21 protein-coding genes are annotated in these 22,792 nt (G+C 70.5%); 7 read left to right on the top strand and 14 right to left on the bottom strand.

The window, feature by feature from the left end; genetic code table 11:
- The first annotated feature begins 85 nt into the window (after nucleotides 1-85).
- Nucleotides 86-1,852, top strand: a complete 1,767-nt coding sequence (gene argS / locus ACH4S7_RS27325; RefSeq protein ID WP_398523962.1) for an arginine--tRNA ligase — start codon at nucleotides 86-88, stop codon at nucleotides 1,850-1,852.
- 170 nt (nucleotides 1,853-2,022) lie between these two features.
- Here argS and ACH4S7_RS27320 read toward each other — a convergent pair whose 3' ends face one another.
- A complete protein-coding gene (locus tag ACH4S7_RS27320) occupies nucleotides 2,023-2,292 on the bottom strand; it encodes a DUF1876 domain-containing protein (RefSeq protein WP_398523961.1) in 270 nt (89 codons plus the stop codon).
- 188 nt (nucleotides 2,293-2,480) lie between these two features.
- On the opposite strand from ACH4S7_RS27320, the gene ACH4S7_RS27315 reads away from it, so the two are divergent.
- From ACH4S7_RS27315 to ACH4S7_RS27305, 3 genes are all read left to right on the top strand, one after another.
- A complete protein-coding gene (locus ACH4S7_RS27315; protein WP_398523960.1) occupies nucleotides 2,481-3,362 on the top strand; it encodes an NAD(P)-dependent oxidoreductase in 882 nt (293 codons plus the stop codon).
- A gap of 287 nt (nucleotides 3,363-3,649) precedes the next feature.
- Nucleotides 3,650-4,252 carry an RICIN domain-containing protein gene (locus tag ACH4S7_RS27310; protein ID WP_398523959.1) on the top strand — a complete coding sequence of 201 codons (603 nt, stop codon included), beginning with the start codon at nucleotides 3,650-3,652 and terminating at the stop codon, nucleotides 4,250-4,252.
- A 274-nt stretch (nucleotides 4,253-4,526) separates the two neighbouring features.
- A complete protein-coding gene (locus tag ACH4S7_RS27305; protein WP_398523958.1) occupies nucleotides 4,527-5,435 on the top strand; it encodes a glycoside hydrolase family 19 protein in 909 nt (302 codons plus the stop codon).
- 67 nt (nucleotides 5,436-5,502) lie between these two features.
- On the opposite strand, the gene hemB is transcribed toward ACH4S7_RS27305, so the two are convergent.
- The 6 genes from hemB to ACH4S7_RS27275 all read right to left on the bottom strand — a co-directional run bounded on the left by hemB (nucleotide 5,503) and on the right by ACH4S7_RS27275 (nucleotide 12,692).
- The gene (hemB, locus tag ACH4S7_RS27300) at nucleotides 5,503-6,492 is read right to left on the bottom strand and encodes a porphobilinogen synthase (protein ID WP_398523957.1); all 990 of its coding nucleotides are present in this window, start codon (nucleotides 6,490-6,492) and stop codon (nucleotides 5,503-5,505) included.
- Between the two features lie 578 nt (nucleotides 6,493-7,070).
- Nucleotides 7,071-8,732, bottom strand: coding sequence for a uroporphyrinogen-III synthase (locus ACH4S7_RS27295; RefSeq protein ID WP_398523956.1), 1,662 nt, complete (start codon nucleotides 8,730-8,732; stop codon nucleotides 7,071-7,073).
- Complete coding sequence (gene hemC / locus ACH4S7_RS27290) at nucleotides 8,729-9,688, bottom strand: hydroxymethylbilane synthase (protein WP_398523955.1); 960 nt, start codon at nucleotides 9,686-9,688, stop codon at nucleotides 8,729-8,731. Before hemC ends, ACH4S7_RS27295 begins: the two co-directional genes overlap by 4 nt.
- Nucleotides 9,685-11,379, bottom strand: coding sequence for a glutamyl-tRNA reductase (locus ACH4S7_RS27285; RefSeq protein ID WP_398523954.1), 1,695 nt, complete (start codon nucleotides 11,377-11,379; stop codon nucleotides 9,685-9,687). Before ACH4S7_RS27285 ends, hemC begins: the two co-directional genes overlap by 4 nt.
- On the bottom strand, nucleotides 11,376-12,107 hold the full coding sequence (locus tag ACH4S7_RS27280; protein ID WP_398523953.1) for a redox-sensing transcriptional repressor Rex: 732 nt from the start codon (nucleotides 12,105-12,107) through the stop codon (nucleotides 11,376-11,378). The genes ACH4S7_RS27285 and ACH4S7_RS27280 overlap by 4 nt, the downstream gene beginning before the upstream one ends.
- Nucleotides 12,108-12,416: 309 nt before the next feature.
- Nucleotides 12,417-12,692, bottom strand: a complete 276-nt coding sequence (locus ACH4S7_RS27275) for a glutaredoxin family protein (RefSeq protein ID WP_398523952.1) — start codon at nucleotides 12,690-12,692, stop codon at nucleotides 12,417-12,419.
- 211 nt (nucleotides 12,693-12,903) lie between these two features.
- Here ACH4S7_RS27275 and ACH4S7_RS27270 point away from each other — a divergent pair, with 211 nt between their 5' ends.
- From ACH4S7_RS27270 to ACH4S7_RS27260, 3 genes are all read left to right on the top strand, one after another.
- Nucleotides 12,904-13,863, top strand: a complete 960-nt coding sequence (locus ACH4S7_RS27270; protein WP_398523951.1) for an HAD family hydrolase — start codon at nucleotides 12,904-12,906, stop codon at nucleotides 13,861-13,863.
- Nucleotides 13,864-14,140: 277 nt separating this feature from the next.
- Complete coding sequence (locus ACH4S7_RS27265; RefSeq protein WP_398523950.1) at nucleotides 14,141-14,935, top strand: ECF subfamily RNA polymerase sigma factor, BldN family; 795 nt, start codon at nucleotides 14,141-14,143, stop codon at nucleotides 14,933-14,935.
- 219 nt (nucleotides 14,936-15,154) lie between these two features.
- Complete coding sequence (locus ACH4S7_RS27260; protein WP_398523949.1) at nucleotides 15,155-16,330, top strand: DUF5667 domain-containing protein; 1,176 nt, start codon at nucleotides 15,155-15,157, stop codon at nucleotides 16,328-16,330.
- A 407-nt stretch (nucleotides 16,331-16,737) separates the two neighbouring features.
- On the opposite strand, the gene ACH4S7_RS27255 is transcribed toward ACH4S7_RS27260, so the two are convergent.
- The 7 genes from ACH4S7_RS27255 to ACH4S7_RS27225 all read right to left on the bottom strand — a co-directional run bounded on the left by ACH4S7_RS27255 (nucleotide 16,738) and on the right by ACH4S7_RS27225 (nucleotide 22,686).
- Nucleotides 16,738-17,814, bottom strand: coding sequence for a lysophospholipid acyltransferase family protein (locus tag ACH4S7_RS27255; protein WP_398523948.1), 1,077 nt, complete (start codon nucleotides 17,812-17,814; stop codon nucleotides 16,738-16,740).
- 14 nt (nucleotides 17,815-17,828) lie between these two features.
- Nucleotides 17,829-18,959 (bottom strand): NAD-dependent epimerase/dehydratase family protein, encoded by a 1,131-nt coding sequence (locus ACH4S7_RS27250; RefSeq protein WP_398523947.1) that lies wholly within the window; start codon nucleotides 18,957-18,959, stop codon nucleotides 17,829-17,831.
- 187 nt (nucleotides 18,960-19,146) lie between these two features.
- Nucleotides 19,147-19,245 carry a 30S ribosomal protein bS22 gene (locus ACH4S7_RS27245; protein ID WP_003948845.1) on the bottom strand — a complete coding sequence of 33 codons (99 nt, stop codon included), beginning with the start codon at nucleotides 19,243-19,245 and terminating at the stop codon, nucleotides 19,147-19,149.
- Between the two features lie 121 nt (nucleotides 19,246-19,366).
- On the bottom strand, nucleotides 19,367-19,579 hold the full coding sequence (locus ACH4S7_RS27240) for a helix-turn-helix domain-containing protein (RefSeq protein WP_003958488.1): 213 nt from the start codon (nucleotides 19,577-19,579) through the stop codon (nucleotides 19,367-19,369).
- Between the two features lie 128 nt (nucleotides 19,580-19,707).
- Nucleotides 19,708-20,523: a phosphatase gene (locus ACH4S7_RS27235; RefSeq protein ID WP_398523946.1), complete on the bottom strand. Its 816-nt coding sequence runs from the start codon at nucleotides 20,521-20,523 to the stop codon at nucleotides 19,708-19,710.
- Nucleotides 20,524-20,702: 179 nt separating this feature from the next.
- Complete coding sequence (locus ACH4S7_RS27230; protein WP_398523945.1) at nucleotides 20,703-21,878, bottom strand: acetoin utilization protein AcuC; 1,176 nt, start codon at nucleotides 21,876-21,878, stop codon at nucleotides 20,703-20,705.
- Nucleotides 21,879-22,041: 163 nt separating this feature from the next.
- A complete protein-coding gene (locus ACH4S7_RS27225; RefSeq protein WP_398523944.1) occupies nucleotides 22,042-22,686 on the bottom strand; it encodes an HAD family hydrolase in 645 nt (214 codons plus the stop codon).
- Nucleotides 22,687-22,792 lie beyond the last annotated feature (106 nt).

The following is a 22,792-nucleotide window of genomic DNA, read 5'->3' as shown; positions in this document are numbered from 1 at the left end:
ACTGCTCCCCCATGGGACACTTGACAATCGAGTAGATCCTCTCCTCGATCTCCCACACAGTCCTCCACACGAGAAACGGAAGCCCATGGCCTCGGTCCCTTCCCTCGCTTCGACCGTGCAGCAGCGCCTCGCGGACGCCCTCTCGGCAGCCCTGCCGGAGGCCGGTTCCGTCGACCCGCTGCTCCGACGTAGCGACCGGGCCGACTTCCAGGCCAACGGCATCCTCGCGCTCGCCAAGAAGCTCAAGGGCAACCCGCGGGAGCTGGCGACCCAGGTCGTCGACGCCCTCGACGCGCCCGATCTGCTCCAGGAGATCGAGGTCTCAGGACCGGGCTTCCTGAACATCACGATCACCGACCGGGCGATCGTCGAGACGCTGGCCGCCCGCGCCGCCGACGACCGCCTCGGCGTCCCGTACAGCGAGCACGCGGGCACCACCGTGATCGACTACGCCCAGCCGAACGTCGCCAAGGAGATGCATGTCGGCCATCTCCGGTCGGCGGTGATCGGCGCGGCGATGGTCGAGATCCTGGAGTTCACCGGCGAGAAGGTGGTCCGGCGCCATCACATCGGCGACTGGGGCACCCAGTTCGGGATGCTCATCCAGTATCTGATCGAGCACCCGCACGAGCTGGACCACCAGGGCGGCGAGGTCTCCGGCGAGGAGGCCATGTCGTCCCTCAACCGGCTCTACAAGGCGTCCCGCGCGATCTTCGACTCCGATGAGGAGTTCAAGGCCCGCTCCCGGGACCGGGTGGTCGCGCTCCAGTCCGGCGATCCGGAGACGCTCGCGCTCTGGCAGCGCTTCGTGGACGAGTCGAAGATCTACTTCTACTCGGTCTTCGGCAAGCTGGACATGGAGATCAACGACCCCGACGTGGTCGGCGAGTCCGGTTACAACGACATGCTGGACGACACCTGCCGCATGTTGGAGGAGTCGGGCGTCGCGGTCCGCTCCGAGGGCGCGCTCTGTGTCTTCTTCGACGATGTGAAGGGCGCGGACGGCAAGCCGACCCCGCTGATCGTCCGGAAGTCCAACGGCGGCTACGGCTACGCGGCCACCGACCTGTCGGCGATCCGCGACCGGGTCCAGAACTTGGGCGCGAACACCCTGCTCTACGTGGTGGACGCGCGGCAGTCGCTGCACTTCAAGATGGTCTTCGAGACCGCTCGCCGGGCCGGCTGGCTGAACGACCAGGTCAAGGCCGTCCAGCTCGCGTTCGGCACGGTCCTCGGCGCGGACGGCAAGCCGTTCAAGACCCGTGAGGGCGAGACGGTCCGGCTGGTGGACCTGCTCGACGAGGCCGTGGAGCGGGCCACCGGCGTGGTCCGCGACAAGGCCGAGAAGGTGGGCCTGAGCGAGCGGGAGATCACCGAGAACGGCCAGTACGTGGGCATCGGCGCGATCAAGTACGCCGACCTGTCGACGTCCGCCGTGCGCGACTACAAGTTCGACCTGGACCAGATGGTGTCGCTCAACGGCGACACCTCGGTCTACCTCCAGTACGCGTACGCCCGGATCAAGTCGATCATCCGCAAGGCGGGCGACACCGCCCCGGCCGCGCACCCGGAGCTTCCGCTGGCCCCGGCCGAGCGGGCGCTCGGGCTGCACCTGGACCGGTTCGCGGAGACGCTGGCCGAGGTGGCGTCGGGGTACGAGCCGCACAAGCTGGCCTCGTACCTGTACCAGCTCGCCTCGCACCTCACGACGTTCTACGACCAGTGCCAGGTGCTCAGCGACGACAATCCGGCCGAGGTGGTCGAGAACCGGCTCTTCCTCATCGACCTGACCGCGCGCACGCTCCACCAGGGCATGGCGCTGCTGGGCATCCGGACCCCCGAGCGCCTCTGACCGTCCCGTCCGTACGGGCGTCCGCGGGCGGCGAACACCGCCCCGGGCGCCCGTCGGCGTATCCGGACCGGCCGCCCGCATGCCGACACCGGTCCGGGACCAGTCCGGCACCGGTTGAAGGACGGCGGGCACCGACACCTCACCCCCCGCTCACGCCCGTTCACGCCCGCTCAGATCAACGTGTGCGAGGTCCGCCCCGACGCCTGATCGATCTCGGTGTGCGCCTTCTGCAGCATCTGCGAGGCGATGTCCATGAGCGCCCGCGCGCCCGCGATCTCCTCGCCCACTCTGAGCTGCTCCGCGTCCGAGGGATGACGCTGGGCATTGCCGTGTCCCCGGACCTCGGTCCCGTCCGCGAGCCGGACCAGGGCGGCGGCCCTGGTGCGCTCGCCCTCCTCGCGGAACTCCATCTCGATGTGCCATCCGACGAGTGTGTGCATGACGGATCACCTCCAGCGGTACGTCTCCAGGGTGCGCCCGGCGACCGCAGATCACCACTTCCCCACACTTACCCCGCGGTGCGTACCCACTAAATAGTCGGTACTTGTACGAACCTCAGTGGCGCCCGAGGATCGAGGAAGCCCCCCCAGGGCACCCCCGGCGACACCGTCACACGAGGAGCTTCGTCATGCCCGCGCCCGCCACCGCCCAGCCCGCCACCGTCTCCGTACTCGGCCTCGGTCTGATGGGTACGGCGCTGGCCGCCGCGTTGCTCGGCGCCGGCCACACCGTCACCGTCTGGAACAGGAACCCCGCCAGGACGGGCCCGCTGGTCGCCCAGGGCGCGCACCCCGCCGCGACACCCGCGGCCGCCGTCGCCGCGAGCGACCTGGTCATCGTCTGCCTGTTGGACAACGGAGCCGTACGGGACGTCTTCGACGGCCTCGGCGACTCTGTAGCCCACCGGACCGTCGCCAACCTGACCAACGGGACACCCGCACAGGCCCGTGAGCTGGCCGCCTGGGCCACCGAACGGGGTGCCCGGTACCTCGACGGCGGCATCATGGCCGTGCCCCAGATGATCGCGGGCCCCCATGCGTACGTCCTCTACAGCGGCGACGAGGACGCGTTCCGGGCCCACCGGTCGACGTTCGCCGCACTCGGTGACACCCGGTTCGTCGGCGCCGACCCGGGCCTGGCCGCGGTGCACGACGTGGCGCTGCTCACCGGCATGTACGGGATGACGGTCGGGGTCATGCAGGCGTTCGCCCTGGCCCGTACGGAGAACATCCCGGCCGCCGAGCTGGCCGGGCCGCTGGTGGAGTGGATCGGCGCGATGCTCGCCGGCACCCCGGAGGAGGCCGCGGCGATCGACTCCGGCAAGCACCTCACCGATGTCTCCAGCCTCACCGCCAACCAGGCGGCCCTGCCGAACCTCATGGAGACCTTCCGCGACCAGGGCCTGTCGACGGCGTTCTTCGAACCGCTGCGGGAGCTGCTGGACCGGGCGGTCGAGCAGGGGCACGGGACGGACGGCCTCTCCCGCCTCGCCACCCTGCTGGAGAAGTAGCACCCGGGCCCGGCCCTCAGCGGTAGGCACGGAGAAGCAGAGGGGCTCAGGGGTGCTCCCACGGCACGGGAGTCGATTCCCGGCCGAAACGACGCATCCGTACCGGCCCCCCGGACACCACCGGGCGGCCGGTACGGACCGTGTCAGGCCGTATTCCGGCCGCACCGGCTCAGGGAGCGAGTCGGCCAACCCCTCTCGTCGCGTACACGTCACGCTTGCTACACAGGGCGTCCCTTACGGGCCGGCAGGCCCCATCGAGAGGAACTCCCTTGCGCATGATCAAGAGGATGACGACCGCCCTCGCCCTCGCGGCGGCGTGCATCGGCATGACAGGAGTGGCGGCGGCCGACAGCGAACCCGTTCCGCAGCCCCGCAAGCCGGTGGTCAAGACCAGCCTGGAGACCGCGGGCCGGGGCCTGGTCACCCTGGCGGAGAAGAGCCGTCCCGCCGCGGGCCCGAGCGCCGCCTGGGTCAGAGTCAGAAGTCTGTACGGCGGGGGCGTCCAGTGTCTGGACGCGGACATCAACGGCGGCGGCGGGAACGGCAATCGCGTCCAGGTGTGGACCTGCAACGGCCTGCCCCAGCAGCGGTGGTTCTCGGCGGACAACGGGATGCTCATGAACGGCCGCTTCCCGGGCATGTGCCTCGACGCGGACGTCAACGGCGGGGGCCTGAACGGCACCAGGCTCCAGCTCTGGCAGTGCAGCGGGGCGACCCAGCAGCTCTGGGGCGCCCTCCCCAACGACTTCTCGCTCTACAACTTCCGCTTCCTGAACAACTTCACCACGGTCGTCGACCGGAACAGCCTCTGGCCGGGCGACGGCGCCGGAACGCACCTCTGGGGGAAGAACTTCCAGCCCCAGCAGTGGTGGGTCATCGAGCCGGTCTGACCCGCGCCGCACCGGGCGTCCGGCGTCACCCGGTGATCGACCTCACCGGCGTTCCGACGTCACCGGGTGATCGGGCGCACCGTGCCCAACAGACAAGCGGAATACGGGTGGACGGGGTTCACGGAACACATATTCGCATTGGTCTATACCTTGACTGAACCCCGTCAACGCGCTTCAGTGGTGTACCCACCCCCACCATCACGGCGCACCCGGCACCACCGGAACCCCACCCCGCCATCCGGGTGCGGCCGTTGACGCACGAAGGAGACAACTCGTGCTCAAACAGCGCATCAAGGCCCTCCTGGTGGCCTTCCTCGCGGCCGTCGGACTCGCCGCGGGGACCCTGCTCCCCACCGCGACACCCGTGTCGGCCGCGGTGGCCGACGAGTGCACCACCGCCCCCAACTGGCGCGCGGGCACGAATTACTACACTGGCAACGTTGTCAAGTACACCGACGGCCGGTACTACATCGCGGAGCACGACAACCCGGGCTACGACCCCACCGTCAGCACCTGGTTCTGGAACCCGCACACCTGTAGCGGTGGCGGCAACCCGGACCCCGGCGGGTTCGTGGTGAGCGAGTCCCAGTTCAACCAGATGTTCCCGAACCGGAACGCGTTCTACACGTACAGCGGCCTCAAGGCGGCGCTCAGCGCGTACCCCGCGTTCGCCAACACCGGCAGCGCCACGGTGAAGAAGCAGGAGGCCGCGGCCTTCCTCGCCAACGTCAGCCACGAGACGGGCGGACTGGTCCACATCGTGGAGCAGAACCAGGCGAACTACCCGCACTACTGCGACCGCAGCCAGCCGTACGGCTGCCCGGCCGGCCAGGCCGCGTACTACGGCCGCGGCCCCATCCAGCTCAGCTGGAACTTCAACTACAAGGCCGCGGGTGACGCGCTCGGCATCGACCTGCTGAACAACCCCTCGCGGGTCCAGAACGAGGCGGCCGTGGCCTGGAAGACCGGCCTCTGGTACTGGAACACCCAGAACGGCCCGGGGACGATGACCGGCCACGCGGCGATGGTGAACCAGGCGGGCTTCGGCCAGACGATCAGGTCCATCAACGGCTCGCTGGAGTGCGACGGAAGGAACCCGGCCCAGGTGCAGAGCCGGGTCAACAACTTCACGAGGTTCACCCAGCTCCTGGGCGTACCGACGGGCGCGAACCTGTACTGCTGAGCCCCCCACGGCGCTGCGGGCCGGGATGACTTCCCCGGCCCGCGGTGGCCCCCGTGCGCACCGGGGATCAGAGCGTGCGCGCGACCTCGGTCGCCCAGTAGGTGAGGATCATCCCGGCACCGGCGCGCTTGATCCCGGTGAGGGTCTCCATGATCGCCCGGTCGCGGTCGATCCACCCCTTCTCGGCGGCGGCCTCGACCATCGCGTACTCACCACTGATCTGGTACGCGGCCACCGGCACGTCGACGGCCTCGGCGACCTTGGCCAGCACATCGAGATACGGTCCGGCCGGCTTGACCATGACCATGTCGGCGCCCTCGTCGAGATCGAGGGCCAGCTCCCGCAGGGACTCCCGGACATTGGCCGGGTCCTGCTGGTACGTCTTGCGGTCCCCGGTGAGCGAGGACCCGACGGCCTCCCGGAACGGCCCGTAGAAGGCCGACGAGTACTTCGCGGTGTAGGCCAGGATCGACACATCGTCCCGCCCGATGGTGTCCAGGGCGTCCCGGACGACACCGACCTGCCCGTCCATCATCCCGCTGGGCCCGACGACATGGACCCCGGCGTCGGCCTGGACCTGGGCCATCTCCGCGTACCGCTCCAGCGTGGCGTCGTTGTCGACGCGACCGTCGGCGTCGAGGACCCCGCAGTGCCCGTGATCGGTGTACTCGTCCAGACAGAGATCCGACATGATCACCAGATCGTCGCCGACCTCGGCGCGCACATCGCGGATGGCGAGCTGGAGGATGCCGTCCGGATCGGTACCGGCGCTCCCCTGCGCGTCCTTCTTGGCGTCCTCGGGCACCCCGAAGAGCATGATGCCCGCGACCCCGGCCTCGCGCGCCTCGACGGCGGCCTTCCGCAGGGTGTCACGGGTGTGCTGAACGACACCGGGCATCGCCGAGATCGGCGCGGGCTCGGCGATCCCCTCCCGCACGAACGCGGGAAGGATCAGATCGGCGGGGTGCAGCCGCGTCTCGGCGACCATGCGCCGCAGGGCGGGAATGCCCCGCAGACGCCGGGGCCGGGCACCGGGAAAGGATCCGTACACACTCATACCCCTACGCTACGCCCCCGGCCCGAACCAAAAACCAGCCCCTCCGGGCGGGCTGAACTCCAGCTCCCCGGGGGGCCAAATTTCAGCCCCTCCGGGCAAGCTGAAACAGCCCCTCCGGCGATTGAGGAGCGGGGCCCGGGGCAGCGCCCCGCAAGGCGCCGAGACACACGGGAAGCCGGGCAACGGACGGGCCGCTCCGGCCGAGGGGCCCGTACACCTCAAGCCCCTGCGCACAAGGGTCCGTCCTCAATCGCCGGACAGGCTGAATTCCAGCTCCCTTGGGCAGACTGAAACTCAGCTCTACTCGGCGGGCCAAGTTTCAGCCTCTCCGGGCGGGCTGAACAGCCCCTCCGGGCGGGCCGGCATTTCACCTCCCCCGGGCGGGCAAAAAACAGCCCCTCCGGCGATTGAGGAGCGGGGTCCGGGGCAGCGCCCCGCAAGGCGCCGAGGCGCGACGGACCACCCCGCACCAAGGTGGCCAGGCCCCCCGAACACGCAATCGCCGGAGAGGCTGCATTGCAGCCTCTCCGGCGATTGAGGAGCCGGTCCGGGGCAGCGCCCCGGATAAAACACCCGCGTCAGGTCGTCGTGCGGCGTCTCCGCCCACCCGGCCGCCGCTCCGACGGCCGCGTCACCTGCTCCCCCGCCTCCAGCGCCGCCATCCGCCGCGCCGTCCCGAACTCCGCGAGCGCCTCGGCGAGCCGGTGCACGGACGGTTCCGGTGAGAGCACGTCCACCCGCAGCCCGTGCTCCTCCGCCGTCTTGGCGGTGGCGGGCCCGATGCAGGCGATGACGGTCACGTTGTGCGGCTTCCCGGCGATCCCGACCAGGTTCCGCACGGTGGACGACGAGGTGAAGAGGACGGCGTCGAAGCCACCACCCTTGATCGCCTCACGCGTCTCCGCGGGCGGCGGCGACGCGCGCACCGTCCGGTAGGCGGTGACGTCGTCGACCTCCCAGCCGAGTTCGATCAGCCCCGCGACCAGCGTCTCGGTGGCGATGTCGGCGCGCGGCAGGAAGACGCGGTCGATCGGGTCGAAGACCGGGTCGTACGGCGGCCAGTCCTCCAGGAGTCCGGCCGCCGACTGCTCGCCGCTGGGTACGAGATCGGGCTTGACCCCGAAGTCGATCAGTGCGCGCGCGGTCTGCTCGCCGACCGCCGCGACCTTGATCCCGGCGAAGGCGCGCGCGTCGAGCCCGTACTCCTCGAACTTCTCCCGTACGGCCTTGACGGCGTTGACGGAGGTGAAGGCGATCCACTCGTACCGCCCGGTGACGAGCCCCTTGACGGCCCGCTCCATCTGCTGCGGCGTGCGCGGGGGTTCGACGGCGATGGTGGGCACCTCGTGCGGCACCGCACCGTACGAACGAAGCTGGTCGGAGAGCGACGCCGACTGCTCCTTGGTCCGCGGTACGAGCACCTTCCAGCCGAAGAGCGGCTTGGACTCGAACCACGCGAGCTGGTCGCGCTGCGCGGCGGAGCTGCGCTCACCGACCACGGCTATCACCGGGCGGTGACCGTCCGGCGACGGCAGGACCTTCGCCTGCTTGAAGCTCTGCGCGATGGTGCCGAGGGTCGCGGTCCAGGTCCGCTGCCGGGTCGTGGTCCCGGCGACGGTGACGGAGAGCGGGGTGTCGGGCTTGCGCCCGGCGGCCACCAGCTCGCTCGCCGCCGCGGCGACCGCGTCCAGCGTGGTCGAGACGACGACGGTGCCGTCGCTCGCGCCGACCTCGGTCCAGCAGCGCTCACTGGCGCTGCGGGCGTCGACGAACCGGACGTCCGTGCCCTGCGCGTCCCGCAGCGGCACCCCGGCGTACGCGGGCACGCCGACGGCGGTGGCGACGCCCGGTACGACCTCGAAGGGAATCCCCTCCGCGGCGCACGCGAGCATCTCCTGCCCGGCGTCCGCGTCGAGTCCCGGATCACCGGTCACCGCGCGGACGACCCGCTTGCCGCCCCGCGCGGCCTCCATGACAAGATTGACCGCATCCCTGAGTACGGGGATCCTGACGGCTGTTGACGCATCGTCAACAACTGTCAGCTCAGGCGTGCTGACGCTCGCCCGCGCATGGCCGCGTACGACATCGAGCACATCCGGCTCGGCGATCAGTACGTCGGCTCCCGCGAGTGCCTCGACAGCGCGCAAGGTCAGCAGTCCGGGGTCGCCGGGACCGGCGCCGAGGAAAGTGACGTGCCCGTGTGCCGAGTACGCCGAGGACGGGTTGGTGGTGGGGCTCAATGTGCTCGCTCCCCCATAAGACCAGCCGCACCCTTGGCGAGCATCTCGGACGCGAGTTCGCGACCGAGCGCGATGGCGTCGCCGTGCGACGGGGGTACGGGACCGGTGGTGGACAGCTGCACCAGCGTCGAGCCGTCGGTGGTACCGACGACGCCGCGCAGGCGCATTTCAGTGACAACCTGCTCCTCGCCCAACAGGTCGGCGAGCGCACCCACGGGTGCGGAACAGCCGGCCTCCAGGGCGGCGAGCAGGGAACGCTCGGCGGTCACGGCGACCCGGGTTGCCGGGTCGTCGAGCTCGGCGAGCACGGCGGCGAGATCCGCGTGATCCGCGGCGCACTCGATCGCCAGAGCCCCCTGGCCGGGGGCGGGCAGGACGAAGTCGACCGACAGGAAGTCGGTGATCTCGTCGGTCCTTCCGATACGGCTGAGACCGGCCGCGGCGAGTACCACCGCGTCCAGCTCACCGCTTCGTACGTATCCGATCCGGGTGTCGATGTTGCCGCGGATCGGCACGATCTCTATGCGCTTGTGGTGCGCGCGGGCGTAAGCGTTCAACTGCGCCGTCCGGCGCGGCGAACCGGTGCCCACCCTTGCTCCGTCGGGCAGCGCGTCAAAACTCAGCCCGTCGCGCGCGATCAGCGCGTCCCGGGGGTCCTCGCGCGGCGGCACGGCCGCCAGCAGGAGGTCGTCGGGCTGGGTGGTCGGCAGATCCTTCAGCGAGTGGACGGCGAAGTCCACCTCACCGGCGAGGAGTGCCTCCCGCAGCGCGGCGACGAACACCCCCGTACCGCCGATCTGCGCGAGCTGCTCACGGGATACGTCCCCGTACGTGGTGATCTCGACCAGTTCGACGGGGCGGCCGGTCAGTTGACGCACCGCCTGAGCCACCTGGCCGGACTGGGCCATGGCGAGCTTGCTGCGCCTGGTCCCGAGCCTCAGTGCCCTCTCGGTCATACTCGCCCTCGGTTCTTGACGTCTGCGTCACTCATGTCGGCCCGGCTGACGGAGGCGACCGTCTCCGGGTCGAGGTCGAAGAGGGTCCGCAGCGCGTCGGCGTATCCGGCGCCTCCCGGCTCACCGGCGAGCTGCTTCACCCGCACGGTGGGCGCGTGAAGGAGCTTGTCGACGACGCGGCGGACGGTCTGGTTGATCTCGGCGCGCTGCTTCTCGTCCAGCGCGGGCAGCCGGCCGTCGAGCCGGGCGAGTTCCCCGGCGACGACATCGGCCGCCATGGTGCGCAGGGCGACGACGGTCGGCGTGATGTGCGCGGCCCGCTGGGCCGCGCCGAAGGCCGCGATCTCGTCGGCGACGATCCTGCGGACCTGGTCCACATCGGCGGCCATGGGCGCGTCGGCGGACGCCTCGGCGAGCGACTCGATGTCGACGAGCCGGACACCGGGGAGCCGGTGGACCGCGTGGTCGATGTCGCGGGGCATGGCGAGGTCGAGCAGGGCCAGTCGTACGGGGCCGTCACCGGCCGGCGCGACCGACCCGGGGGTACGGAGGGTCCGCGAGGCGTTGTCGACCCAGGCGCCGTGCTGGGCCAGGTCGGCGGCGGACGGCTGGTGGGCGAGCCCGACCGGACAGTCGCCGTCGTCGCCCGCACCGCCGGACCGCTCACCCTCGCTGCCGACCAGGTCATCGTCTCCGGTCGCCACCGCGCGGTCCTGCACCCGTCCGTCCCGCGCCGCGGTCGCGGCCAGCCGCGCCACGAGGCTGCCATCCGGCGCCCGCAGGTCACCACTGGCCGAGGCGTCGGCCGCCACCGCGCCGGACACGACCGGGACGACGCGCTCCGCGGCCACCGCGCCACGCTCGGCGAGAGCGGCCACCACGGCCTCCGCGGTCAGGACGAGTCCGGTCGCACCGGTGCACGACACCACGGCGTCGGCACGTGTCAGCTCGGCCGCGACCTCGGACATCGGCACGGCCCGGGCGCTCACGGCACCGGTGCCGGAGAGCACCGACGCCAGCCGGGCGGCCCGGTCCAGCGTCCGGTTGGCGATGACCAGTTCCCGAACGCCCAGCCGGGCCAGGGTCGTCGCGGCGAGGGAGGACATCGAGCCCGCCCCGATCACCAGCACCCGCTTCGCGGCCGCCCACTCGGCGACGTCCGCGCCCTCGGCGAGCTGCTCCAGGCCGAAGGTCACGAGCGACTGCCCGGCCCGGTCGATCCCGGTCTCGCTGTGGGCGCGCTTGCCGACCCGCAGGGACTGCTGGAAGAGGTCGTTGATCAGCCGGCCGGCGGTGTGCTGCTCCTGCCCGCGCGCGAGGGCGTCCTTGATCTGGCCGAGGATCTGACCCTCGCCGACGACCATGGAGTCCAGCCCGCAGGCCACCGAGAAGAGGTGGTGGACGGCGCGGTCCTCGTAGTGCACATAGAGATAGGGGGTCAGCTCTTCCAGACCCACCCCGCTGTGCTGTGCGAGCAGGGTGGACAGCTCGGCGACGCCCGCGTGGAACTTCTCCACGTCCGCGTAGAGCTCGATGCGGTTACAGGTGGCCAGCACCGTCGCCTCGGACGCGGGCTCGGCGGCCAGCGTGTCCTGGAGGAGTTTGGCCTGCGCGTCCGCGGAGAGTGAGGCGCGCTCCAGCACGCTCACCGGGGCGCTGCGATGGCTCAGCCCGACGACCAGAAGACTCATGCCGGCATCACGGCGGGCATGTCGCCGTCGGGTCCCTTCCGCTTCGCTGCCTCCGAGTCGGCCTCCTCGCCGGCCTTCCGCTGCTCGTGGAAGGCGAGGATCTGGAGTTCGATCGAGAGGTCCACCTTGCGCACGTCGACACCGTCGGGCACCGAGAGCACGGTCGGGGCGAAGTTCAGGATGGAGGTCACACCGGCCGCGACGAGCCGCTCGCACACCTGCTGGGCGGCGCCCGCGGGGGTGGCGATGACGCCGATGGACACACCGTTGTCGCTGATGATCCGCTCCAGCTCGTCGGCGTGCTGGACGGCGATCCCGGCAACGGGCTTCCCGGCCATGGCCGGGTCGGCGTCGATCAGCGCGGCGACCCGGAAGCCACGGGAGGCGAACCCGCCGTAGTTGGCGAGCGCGGCGCCGAGGTTACCGATACCGACGATCACCACGGGCCAGTCCTGGGTGAGCCCCAGCTCACGGGAGATCTGGTAGACGAGGTACTCGACGTCGTAGCCGACACCGCGGGTCCCGTAGGAGCCGAGGTACGAGAAGTCCTTGCGGAGCTTGGCGGAGTTGACTCCCGCCGCCGCCGCGAGTTCCTCGGACGAGACCGTGGGCACGGACCGCTCGGACAGTGCGGTCAGCGCCCGCAGGTACAGCGGGAGCCGGGCGACGGTGGCCTCGGGGATTCCTCGGCTACGGGTCGCCGGTCGGTGATTTCGGCCAGTTGCCACGGTGCTCCTGCGGGATGAGCGAGGCTCTAGGCGGCCGTGTGTCCCAGGGCCGCCCCGTCGAATGCAGGCTATGTCTTTGTGAACGCGTGCACAAAGATGGTGTCCGTTTTGTCCGCGCAAAGTGATCGGGGTCACGCGTTCTGATCGCGTCAAGGCGGAACCGGGAACCACGACGGCCCGTTCCGGCGATGAAGGGGGCAAAACAGCGCACACTCCTCCCGTATCGCCCCCGAGACCGCTCCACTGTGCACCGTCGCCCCTGAATCCCGATAGAGCCATGACAACGATGGCGTCTTCGGCCCCGCGGAGTCAGCCCTCCAACGCGCGCCGCAACCGCCCCGCGTCCACCTTCCAGAACGTGTGCTGCTCGCCGTCCACCAGCACCACGGGGATCTGCTCCCAGTAGGCGCGATGGAGCGCCTCGTCCTGCGTGATGTCCTTCTCCTCCCAGGACGCTCCGGTCTGCCCGCACACCTCCTCGATCACGCTCCGGGCGTCGTCACAGAGATGACACCCCGGCTTCCCGATCAGGGTCACCACTCGCTCGCCTGCCGTCTTCCGCGCACGCCGCCACACAGGACTCATGGCCCCATTCTCGCCCCCGCCCAGCCACCGCCCTCCAGCCCGGGACCCCTGACCGCACCCCCCACCCCGACGGCCCGCCGCGGTCCCGCCACCTCCCCCACCCCGACAGCCCTCCCCCGACGGCCCACTCACCGGGCCGGTCACCGGGAGTTCACACCGCCGCACCCCCGGCGGGTCGGGAAGTTCCGAACAGACTGGCTATGCTCGCCCCATGGCCGCACTGGGATGGCTCACCCCCCGTAGGCGCTCCGCCACCGCTCGGAGCGTCCTGGCAGGCGAGGCCGCGGCCGAGGCGGCGCGCAAGACCTCGCAGCAGCTCGAACCAGCCGTCACCCCCGACTCCCCCGCCGCACCCGGCGGCCCGGGAGCGCCGGACGAGGCCCCCTTCCCCATCGAGGGGGACGACCGCGCCGCCGCCTTCTTCGACCTCGACAACACCGTGATGCAGGGCGCCGCGCTCTTCCACTTCGGCCGCGGTCTGTACAAGCGGAAGTTCTTCCAGCGCAGCGAGCTGGCGAGGTTCGCCTGGCAGCAGACGTGGTTCCGGCTCGCGGGCGTCGAGGACCCGGACCATATGCAGGACGTACGCGAGTCCGCGCTCTCCATCGTCAAGGGACACCGGGTCTCCGAGCTGATGAGCATCGGTGAGGAGATCTACGACGAGTACATGGCGGACCGCATCTGGCCCGGCACCCGCGCACTCGCCCAGGCCCACCTGGACGCGGGCCAGAAGGTCTGGCTGGTGACGGCGGCCCCGGTGGAGACGGCGACCATCATCGCCCGCCGGCTGGGCCTCACCGGCGCGCTGGGCACGGTCGCCGAGTCCGTCGGCGGCGTCTACACCGGCAGGCTGGTCGGCGAACCCCTGCACGGCCCGGCGAAGGCCGAGGCGGTCCGGGCGCTGGCCGCCGCCGAGGGGCTCGAACTGGAGCGCTGTGCGGCGTACAGCGATTCGCACAACGACATCCCCATGCTGTCGCTCGTAGGACATCCGTACGCGATCAATCCGGACAGCAAACTGCGCAAGCACGCGCGCGAACGCGACTGGCGGCTGCGCGACTACCGGACCGGCCGCAAAGCGGCCAAGGTCGGCATTCCGGCCGCGGCCGGCGTCGGCGCGCTCGCGGGCGGCACGGCCGCCGCGGTCGCACTCCACCGCCGCCGTCGCTGATACCACCCGACACCCCGGCCGACGGGGAACGCAACGCGCCGTTTTCCTCGAAGAGTCAGATCACGATCAAATTCGATCATCGAACGATCACATTCTGCTGATCGAAGCGTCACCGAGAGAGAACAGAAGCGACGTAATCGATGATTTGAGCAACTGGGTGTAGCACCGCCTGTACGAAGCGTTATTCTCCTCAGACGCATACGGGACCCCGCCAGTCGCTACGACGGGTGATCCGTCCCGCACTGCACGTGATGGAAGCTCTGCCTCTGGGAGTCCCGTGTACCCACACGTCGGGGTTGACGCCTCGGGCCTGGCTACGCTCCGCGCGGCGGTCCTCGACCACTTGCGCGGGTTCGTCCCCACCGCGTACGCCGTCCCCGCCCTCGCCATGCCCCGCCTTGCCACCAGCGGTCCCGCCGCTCCTTGCTACGCCCTGGCCGACGGCCGCGCGGCGGTCGGCAGACGGAGCAGCCGGGGCGGCTCAGGCGCCTCGACCCCCGCCCGTCGGCCCAGCGCCGACAGCGACAGCGCCCGCATGATGGAACTGGTCGAACGCGCCCAGGCGGGCGAGGCCGAAGCCTTCGGCCGCCTGTACGACCAGTACAGCGACACCGTCTACCGCTACATCTACTACCGCGTCGGCGGGAAGGCGACAGCGGAGGACCTCACCAGCGAGACGTTCCTGCGCGCCCTGCGCCGCATCTCCACCTTCACCTGGCAGGGGCGCGACTTCGGGGCCTGGCTGGTCACGATCGCCCGCAACCTGGTCGCCGACCACTTCAAGTCCAGCCGGTTCCGGCTGGAGGTGACGACCGGCGAGATGCTCGACGCCAATGAGGTCGAGCGCAGCCCCGAGGACTCCGTCCTGGAGTCCCTGTCCAACGCCGCACTGCTCGAAGCGGTGCGGAAACTCAATCCTCAGCAGCAGGAATGCGTGACACTGCGCTTCCTACAGGGCCTGTCGGTGGCCGAGACCGCCAGGGTGATGGGCAAGAACGAGGGAGCGATCAAAACCCTCCAGTACCGCGCCGTACGCACCCTGGCCCGTCTACTGCCCGACGACGCCCGCTGACCGACCTCAACTGACAATCGGTGACGCCTCGATGACGCACTGGTCCGATCATCCTTCGCGCGTAACCCAAGTGCCGCGACGCTCGTTGTGCGGGATGCAGGCTCCCTGTCGTCACGCCATGTCCGCAGCCGTTCACTCGATCGTGCGGACGCGCACATGGCGTGCAACCTTCCAGACCCCCAGGGGAGTCGATCGTCATGACGAGAGGAGGTGCCGCCAGTGATCGCGAACGTATCGGCGCACCGGCGGGCGAACGCCTTCGCCCGGGCCTTGGAAGATCAAGAGGCCGGACAGCCGGATGATGTGGTCGAACCGACCGAACACGGACGGCTGTTGGCTCTGGCGACCGGTCTCGGCGAGCTGCCGAGACCGAGCCTGGACCCCGAGGTCAAAGTGGTGCAGCGAGCGCAGCTCGTGGCCGCCATGGAGGCCATGTTCCAGGAAGGCACGTCCACGGGCCCCACGGTGCCCGAGCAACGAAAGCCCGGCCGGGGCGCCCACCGGGCCTCCCCGCTCCGGAAACTACGACCCCGTTCCCGCTGGTCGAAGGGTCTCGCGGCGGGCGGTCTGACCGTCGGTGTCGCCGCGGGAGCGTTCAGCGGGGTCGCCGCCGCCAGCTCCGACGCCCTGCCCGGCGACACGCTGTACGGGCTGAAGCGCGGCATGGAGGACATCCGCCTCGGCATGGCCGACGGCAACTCCGACCGCGGTGAGCTCTACCTGGACCAGGCGTCCACCCGCCTCAGCGAGGCCCGCCGCCTGATGGAGCGCGGCCGGTCCGGCAGCCTGGACCACGAATCGCTCGGCGAGGTCCGCCGTGCGCTCAACGGAATGCGCCACGACGCCAAGGAGGGCCACCGACTGCTCCACGAGGCGTACGAGAGGGACGGCTCGCTGGGTCCGATCCAGAAGCTCAACTCCTTCGCGCGGTCCCACCGCGACGCGTGGAACGGGCTCCGGGACCGGCTGCCGGCGCAGCTAACGGACGTGGGAGACGAGGTGAGCAACGTCTTCGCGGCCATAGACCAAGAGGTCGCCCCGCTCCAGTCGCTGCTCCCGACCCCTCCGGAACAAGGCCGCGGCACACATCGCCCCGGTGCTTCGGCGCGCCCCCCGAGCCAGCCGAACACCCCCGGGGAGAGCACTCCGCCGTCGACGGCACAGTCTCCGACGCCTCCGACCGGCTCGGCCACCAAGCCGCGCCCCTCGGGATCTCCGGCACTCGGCGACGGCCTCCTGGGCAACGGCTCCGGCCTGCTCGACCCGCCGCCCAACCCCGCCCAACCGCCCTCCGGCGGCAAGAACCCCACGCCCCCGGAGCCGGACATCACCATCCCACCGCTGCTCCCGGGTCTCCTCCCCGGCCTGGGCCTGCACGCGGAGGACGACTCCTGACCCACCGCGCGGCGGTGGTGGAGAGGCCCCCAGCCCCTCCGCCACCGCCGAGCAAACCCATCCCGCTCGGCACAGGCGAGCATCCCCCGTCTCTCCAGGGGGTCCCGAATTCAGCCCCTCTGGGGGGCTAAAAAACAGCCCCTCCGGCGTTTGAGGAGCGGGGTCCGGGGCAGAGCCCCGCAAGGTGCCGAGACTCGCGGGAGACCGGGCACCAGGCGGGCGGCTCCGGGCAAGGGGCCCGTACATCTCAGGCCCCTGTGCGCAGGGGTCCGTCCTCAATCGCCGGACGGGCTGGGTGTCGGCTCTCCGGGCGGGTTGAATTTCAGCCCCTCCGGCGTTTGAGGCGCGGGATCCGGGGGCGGAGCCCACGGTCGAGGGAAGGGGCGGGTGGGGGAGAACCCCACCCGTCAGAAGAAGACCGACCTCCGCTGCACCAACAACTTGTACAGCGTGTGCTGAATCCGCTCCCGCACCTGATCCGTCAAATTGAACATCAGCATCGGATCCTCCGCCGCCTCCGCCGAGTACCCCGCCGTCTCGATCGGCTCCCCGAACTGGATCGTCCACTTGGTGGGCAGCGGCACCGCCCCCAGCGGCCCCAGCCAGGGAAACGTCGGCGTCAGCGGGAAGTACGGAATCCCCAGCAGCCGCGCCAGCGTCTTCGCGTTCCCGAGCATCGGATAGATCTCCTCGGCCCCCACGATCGAGCAGGGCACGATCGGCACCCCCGCCCGCAGCGCCGTGGAGACGAAGCCGCCCCGCCCGAAGCGCTGGAGCTTGTACCGGTCGCTGAACGGCTTCCCGATGCCCTTGAAGCCCTCGGGCATCACCCCGACGACCTCGCCCCGCCGCAGCAGCCGTTCCGCGTCCTCCGCGCAGGCCAGGGTGTGCCCGGCCTTCCGCGCCAGTTCATTGACGACGGGCAGGGCGAAGACCAGGTCCGCGGCGAGGAGTCGCAGATGACGTCCCGCGGGATGGTTGTCGTGGACGGCGACCTGCATCATCAGCCCGTCCAGGGGCAGGGTGCCCGAGTGGTTGGCCACCACCAGCGCCCCGCCGTCGGAGGGGATGTTCTCGATCCCCTTCACCTCGACCCGGAAGTACTTCTCGTACAGCGGCCGGACGAGCGGCATCAGGGCCTGCTCGGTGAGTTCCTCGTCGTAGCCGAATTCGTCGACCTCGTAATCGCCGGTGATCCGGCGCCGCAGGAACGACAGTCCGCCCGCCAGCTTCTGGTCCCAGCCACCACCGGGCGCGCCGTCCTGCCCGTCCCGGACGGGGGGTTCCTGCTCTCCCGGGTCCCCGGCCGCGTCCACGGCCGGTGTGCGGGCACCCGGCAGCGAGGTGACCGGGTTGTCCCGTACGGCCGCTGGATCGGCCCCCCGGCGCCCGCCGGGCGGGCCGGAGGGGCGCCGCCGCCCCGCGCGGGGCACACTGCCCCGCGTACGGTCGTCGTCGAACGGAATGACCTTGGCGTCCGCCATCGTGCCCGCGCTCCTTAGTCGGCGTCGCTCGGTGTCGTCCGGTCCGGTGTCGTCCGGTCCGGTGTCGTCCGGCGGCCCGTCGGGGCGACCTCCCGAGCACCGCCCTCCGGTCCCCCGAGCCCTCCCAGGCCCGCCTCCACCCGGTCCACACCCCGGGCGAGGACGTCCGGGGGCAGCAGCCCCGGCCCCTTGCTCCGGGCAAAGTCTGCGAAGGTCTCCGCGGTGGTGAACCCCGGATCGAAGCCCAGCGTCTCGCGCATCTGGACGGTACTCACCACCCGCCCGTGGGTCAGCAGCCGGATCTGCTCGGGCGAGAAGTCGGTGATCCCGACCGTACGCAACGCCGATCCGATCCAGGTGACCGCGGGCAGCAACACCGGCAGGGTGGGCCGGCCGAGCCGGCGCGAGCACTGGGAGAGCAGCAGCACTCCGTCGCCCGCGATGTTGAAGGTGCCGCTGTTGAGGGTCCCGCGCCGGGGCTCCTGCGCCGCGATCCGCAGCACGTCGATCACATCGTCCTCATGGACGAACTGGAGCCGTGGGTCGTAGCCGAAGACCGTCGGGGTGACGGGCAGTGAGAAGAACTCGGCGAGCGGCGAGTCGGCGCGCGGCCCGAGGATGTTCGCGAACCGCAGCACGCAGACGGCGACATCGGGACGGCGCCGGGCGAAGCCCCGGACGTATCCCTCGACCTCCACCACGTCCTTGGCGAAGCCACCGCTCGGCAGGGACCTGGGCGTCGTGGTCTCGGTGAAGACGGCGGGATCGCGGGGGTCGGAGCCGTACACGCTCGTGCTGGATTTGATCACCAGCCGGTGGACGGTCGGCGACTTCTGGCAGGCGCCCAGCAGTTGCATGGTGCCGATGACATTGGTTTCCTTGACCGCCGTGCGACCCCCGGCGCCCAGGGGCGTACCGGTGACGTCCATATGGACGACGGTGTCGACGGCGTGTTCGGCGAGGACCCGCCCGATCGCCGGCTGCCGGATGTCGGCGCGGACGAATTCGGCGCCACCGAGTTCGTGTCCGGGGGCCACCGCGTCGACCGCGATCACCCGGTCCACGCCGGGATCCCGCTGGAGACGCCGTACGAGCCGGCCTCCGAGCGGCCGGGCCACTCCGGTGACGAGCACGACCCTTCCCAAGATCAGCGCCTTCCTTCAGCTCTCCTCGGCCCGTACGGGCCCGCTCCCAGCGTCACCGTAGCGGTTCACCGCCCCGCTGTGACGGGCGCACGGCGAACCACCGCCCACGCTCACGTACGGCGCACAACGCATCGCGGCCCTCCCACCGTGCTGGTGGGAGGGCCGCGATGACACGTACAGCTGTCGCTTACTTCTTGTTACGACGCTGAACGCGGGTGCGCTTGAGCAGCTTGCGGTGCTTCTTCTTAGCCATCCGCTTGCGCCGCTTCTTGATAACAGAGCCCACGACTACCCTCGCTCACTTCTCTTCACTCGGTGCGGGGCGTCTGGGCCCACACGACCTACGTCGGCCTAGCCTACCCGCCAGAGCTGGGAGGTTGTAATCCGAGGGCGGCCACTCTCTCCGGCTACGCGGATTCCACCCCCACGAACGACTCGCGGAGGTAGTCGTGAACCGCTTGCTCCGGTACCCGGAAGGACCTCCCCACCCGGATCGCCGGAAGATGACCGCTGTGCACCAGACGGTACACAGTCATCTTCGACACCCGCATCACCGAGGCGACTTCCGCCACGGTAAGGAACTTGACCTCGTTAAGAGGCCTCTCGCTGCCAGCAGCCATGACCCACCTGTACCTTCCGCACACGACGCACACCGGCTTCCCCTCCGGTGACTCTTCGTCGCTGTGCGCTCACTCCCCAGACTAGGGGCGCGTGGTGCGAGTGGGGAAGAGGAGCAGCCATCGGCCGCCTACTGGGACAGACACGCCTGATTGAGTACATAGCGAGTCAGCGGTCGGTAGTAAGAGGACCGCACGGAGTCATCGAGCGGGACGGCGACGGCCACCCTGCCCTCCGCCTCACCGACGAAGAGGGCCGGATCGTCGGTATCGGCCAGGCCGATCGCCTCAATACCCAGCTGACCTGCCCCGCAGACCCATCCGTGGTCGCCGACGACCAGGTCGGGCAGGGGCTCGCCACTCCCCGCGAGACCCCCCAGAGCGGTACGAATCGGTAGGGGGGAATGGGTGTGTGCGCCGGTCTCACTGCCACTGACCCGCGCGCCGGGTAACCGCACCAGCGCGACTCCCCGTACGTAGTCAAGGTTGTACGTGCGTACCCCGAACCGGGTCGTTATGTCGACACATCTGCCCTGTGCGGGTGTGAGGACGAGGCATCCCGCCGCCGACAAAGCGTCTGCCAGGGCGGCGTAGAAACCGAGCAATCGATGCGGATGACCGGTCCCGAGCAGTACGGCACCCCGCCGCCGGGCCACGGTCCGCAGCCGGCCGGCGAAGGCGTCCAGCGCGGCCAGGGTGCGCTCGGGGTCGATGGCGTCGGGTCCCTCGATCCGAGCGGGGTCGTCGGCGACCCCGCACTTCCGGGCCATGAGCGCGATCACCTCACGCTCACTCCAATCCCGCTCGGGGGCAAGTCCGAGCGTGACACGGGGATCGCGCGCGGCGAAGAGCCGGTAACTGCTCAGACTGGTCTGCCGGGGGGTCGCCACGCTCCCGGCCAGCCGGGCCGCCAGGAGATGGGTCCGCAGCGCCTCAGTACTCACCACTCCGCCGATGCTGCCGCGCTGACGGCCCCCAGCGCGCGAAAAGGGCGGGAGTGCCGCACGGTTGGCGTAACGCGCCCCCTTGGCGCCCCACACAGGCAACCGGGGTGTACGAGGAGGCCAGGACGCGTCCAGCACCCCGAGGATGCGTGCGGGGGGCGTACGAGTGCGCCACGGCCGCCCTACGCCAGCAGCCCCCGCAGTGGGAAGGCCGCCCGCCGCGTCGCCAGCACCGCCTGGTCGAGCCGGTCCGCGGGGTCGTACCCCGATCCCCAGTCCCGCCACTCCGGGCTGCGCCCGTCCGTCATCCGCCGTGGGCCGGGCTGCCGCGTCCGCGCGTACACCTCGTCGCGCCACTCCTCGGGGATCGCGGAATCCGGGTCGACCGGCGCGTGCGCGGCGATCCCCACCAGATGCGTCCACGATCGGGGCACCACGTCCACCACGGCGTATCCACCGCCGCCGAGGGCGATCCAGCGCCCGCCGTCCACGTACTCGTGCGCCAGCCGGTGACACGCCTCCTGAACCATCCGCTGCGCGTCCAGCGACACCGCCAGATGTGCCAGGGGGTCCTCGAAATGCGTATCGGCGCCGTGCTGGGTCACCAGCACCTGCGGGCGGAAGTCGGCCACCAGCTCCGGGACCACCGCGTGGAAGGCCCGCAGCCACCCCTCGTCGCCCGTCCCGGCCGGCAGCGCCACATTCACGGCCCCGCCCTCGCCCGGCCCGTCCCCACCGGTCTCCTCGGGCCACCCGGTGCCGGGGAAGAGGGTCCGCGGATGCTCGTGCAGGGAGACGGTCAGCACCCGGGGGTCGTCCCAGAACGCCGCCTGGACCCCGTCCCCGTGATGGACGTCCACATCGATGTACGCGACGCGCTCCGCACCCAGCTCCAACAGGCGCGCGATGGCGAGGGACGCGTCGTTGTAGATGCAGAAGCCCGCCGCGGCGCCCGGCATCGCGTGGTGCAGCCCGCCCGCGAAGTTCACCGCGTGGGCGGCCTCCCCGCGCCACACGGCCTCGGCGGCCCCGACGGACTGCCCGGCGATCAGCGCCGAGATCTCGTGCATCCCCTCGAACGCCGGGTCGTCGACCGTCCCCAGCCCGTACGCCTGGTCGGCGGCGCGAGGCCGCGCCGACGCAGCCCGCACGGCGGCCACATAGTCCTCGCGGTGCACGAGCCGGAGGGTGGAGTCCCCGGCCGGCTTGGCGGACACCACGTCCACGGCGCGTTCCAGTCCGTAGGCCCGCACCAGCCCCATGGTCAGCGCGAGCCGTACCGGATCCATCGGATGGCTGTCCCCGAAGTCATACTTCGTTACCGCCTCGTCCCACATCAACAACCCGCGGCCGCTCATACCCGCCACCGTATCGGCCGCACCGACCGACAACGACACCCTCTCCCCCCGCTCCCCCACCACCCGTCCACCGGGCCGTCCGGGCATATCGGCTCAGGTCAGGGCAGCTCAGGTCAGGGCAGCTCGGTTCGGAGCAACTCTGTTCGGAGCAACTCGGCTCAGGTCAGGTCAGCAGCGCGGGCAGCTCCTTCATCGCCCCGAAGTAGCCCTTCGCCCCGGGCAGCCGCTCCGCCGGGGTCATCGCGGTGAACCCGTACACGTCCATTCCGGCCGCGACGGCCGCCTGGACGCCCAGGGCGCTGTCCTCCACCACCACACAGCGCTCCGGCGCCACACCCATCCGCTCGGCGGCGTGGAGAAACAGATCGGGTGCCGGCTTCCCCCGCCCCACGTCCTGCGCGCTGAAGATGATCTCGTCGTGGAACCACAGATCGAGGCCGGTCTTACGGTGCCCGACGCGGATCCGCTCATGGCTGCCGGAGGAGGCGAGGCAGTACGGCACACGGTCCGTGACCAGCTTCCCCAGCACCTGGGGCACTCCGTCGACGGCGACCAACTGCCGCTCGAAAGCGGCGAAGGTACGGGCGTGCAGGGTCGCGTCGAAATCATCCGGCAGTCGCTGGCCCGTTCGCTCCATGACGAGGTCATGTACGCGGTGCACCGCGGCGCCCATGTAGTCCCGCAGGGAGTCCTCGTACGTGGTGGGGTGCCCCAACTCGGTCAGATACCCGGCGAGGATCGTGTTCGCGACCGGCTCGCTGTCCACAAGGACGCCGTCATTGTCGAAGATGACAAGGTCATAGCTCATTCCCCCACTGTAAGAGGGCACAACGCAAAAATGCCTCAGTCTTCCCAGACCATAAAAGGTCCGGGAAGACTGAGGCTAAAAATTGTTCGGCGGCGTCCTACTCTCC

Source organism: Streptomyces sp. NPDC020965 (genome assembly GCF_044333555.1).
In the GTDB taxonomy this organism is placed as follows: domain Bacteria; phylum Actinomycetota; class Actinomycetes; order Streptomycetales; family Streptomycetaceae; genus Streptomyces.
The sequence above is the reverse complement of the archived record's forward strand: the minus strand, read 5'-3'. Positions and strand labels throughout refer to the sequence as shown.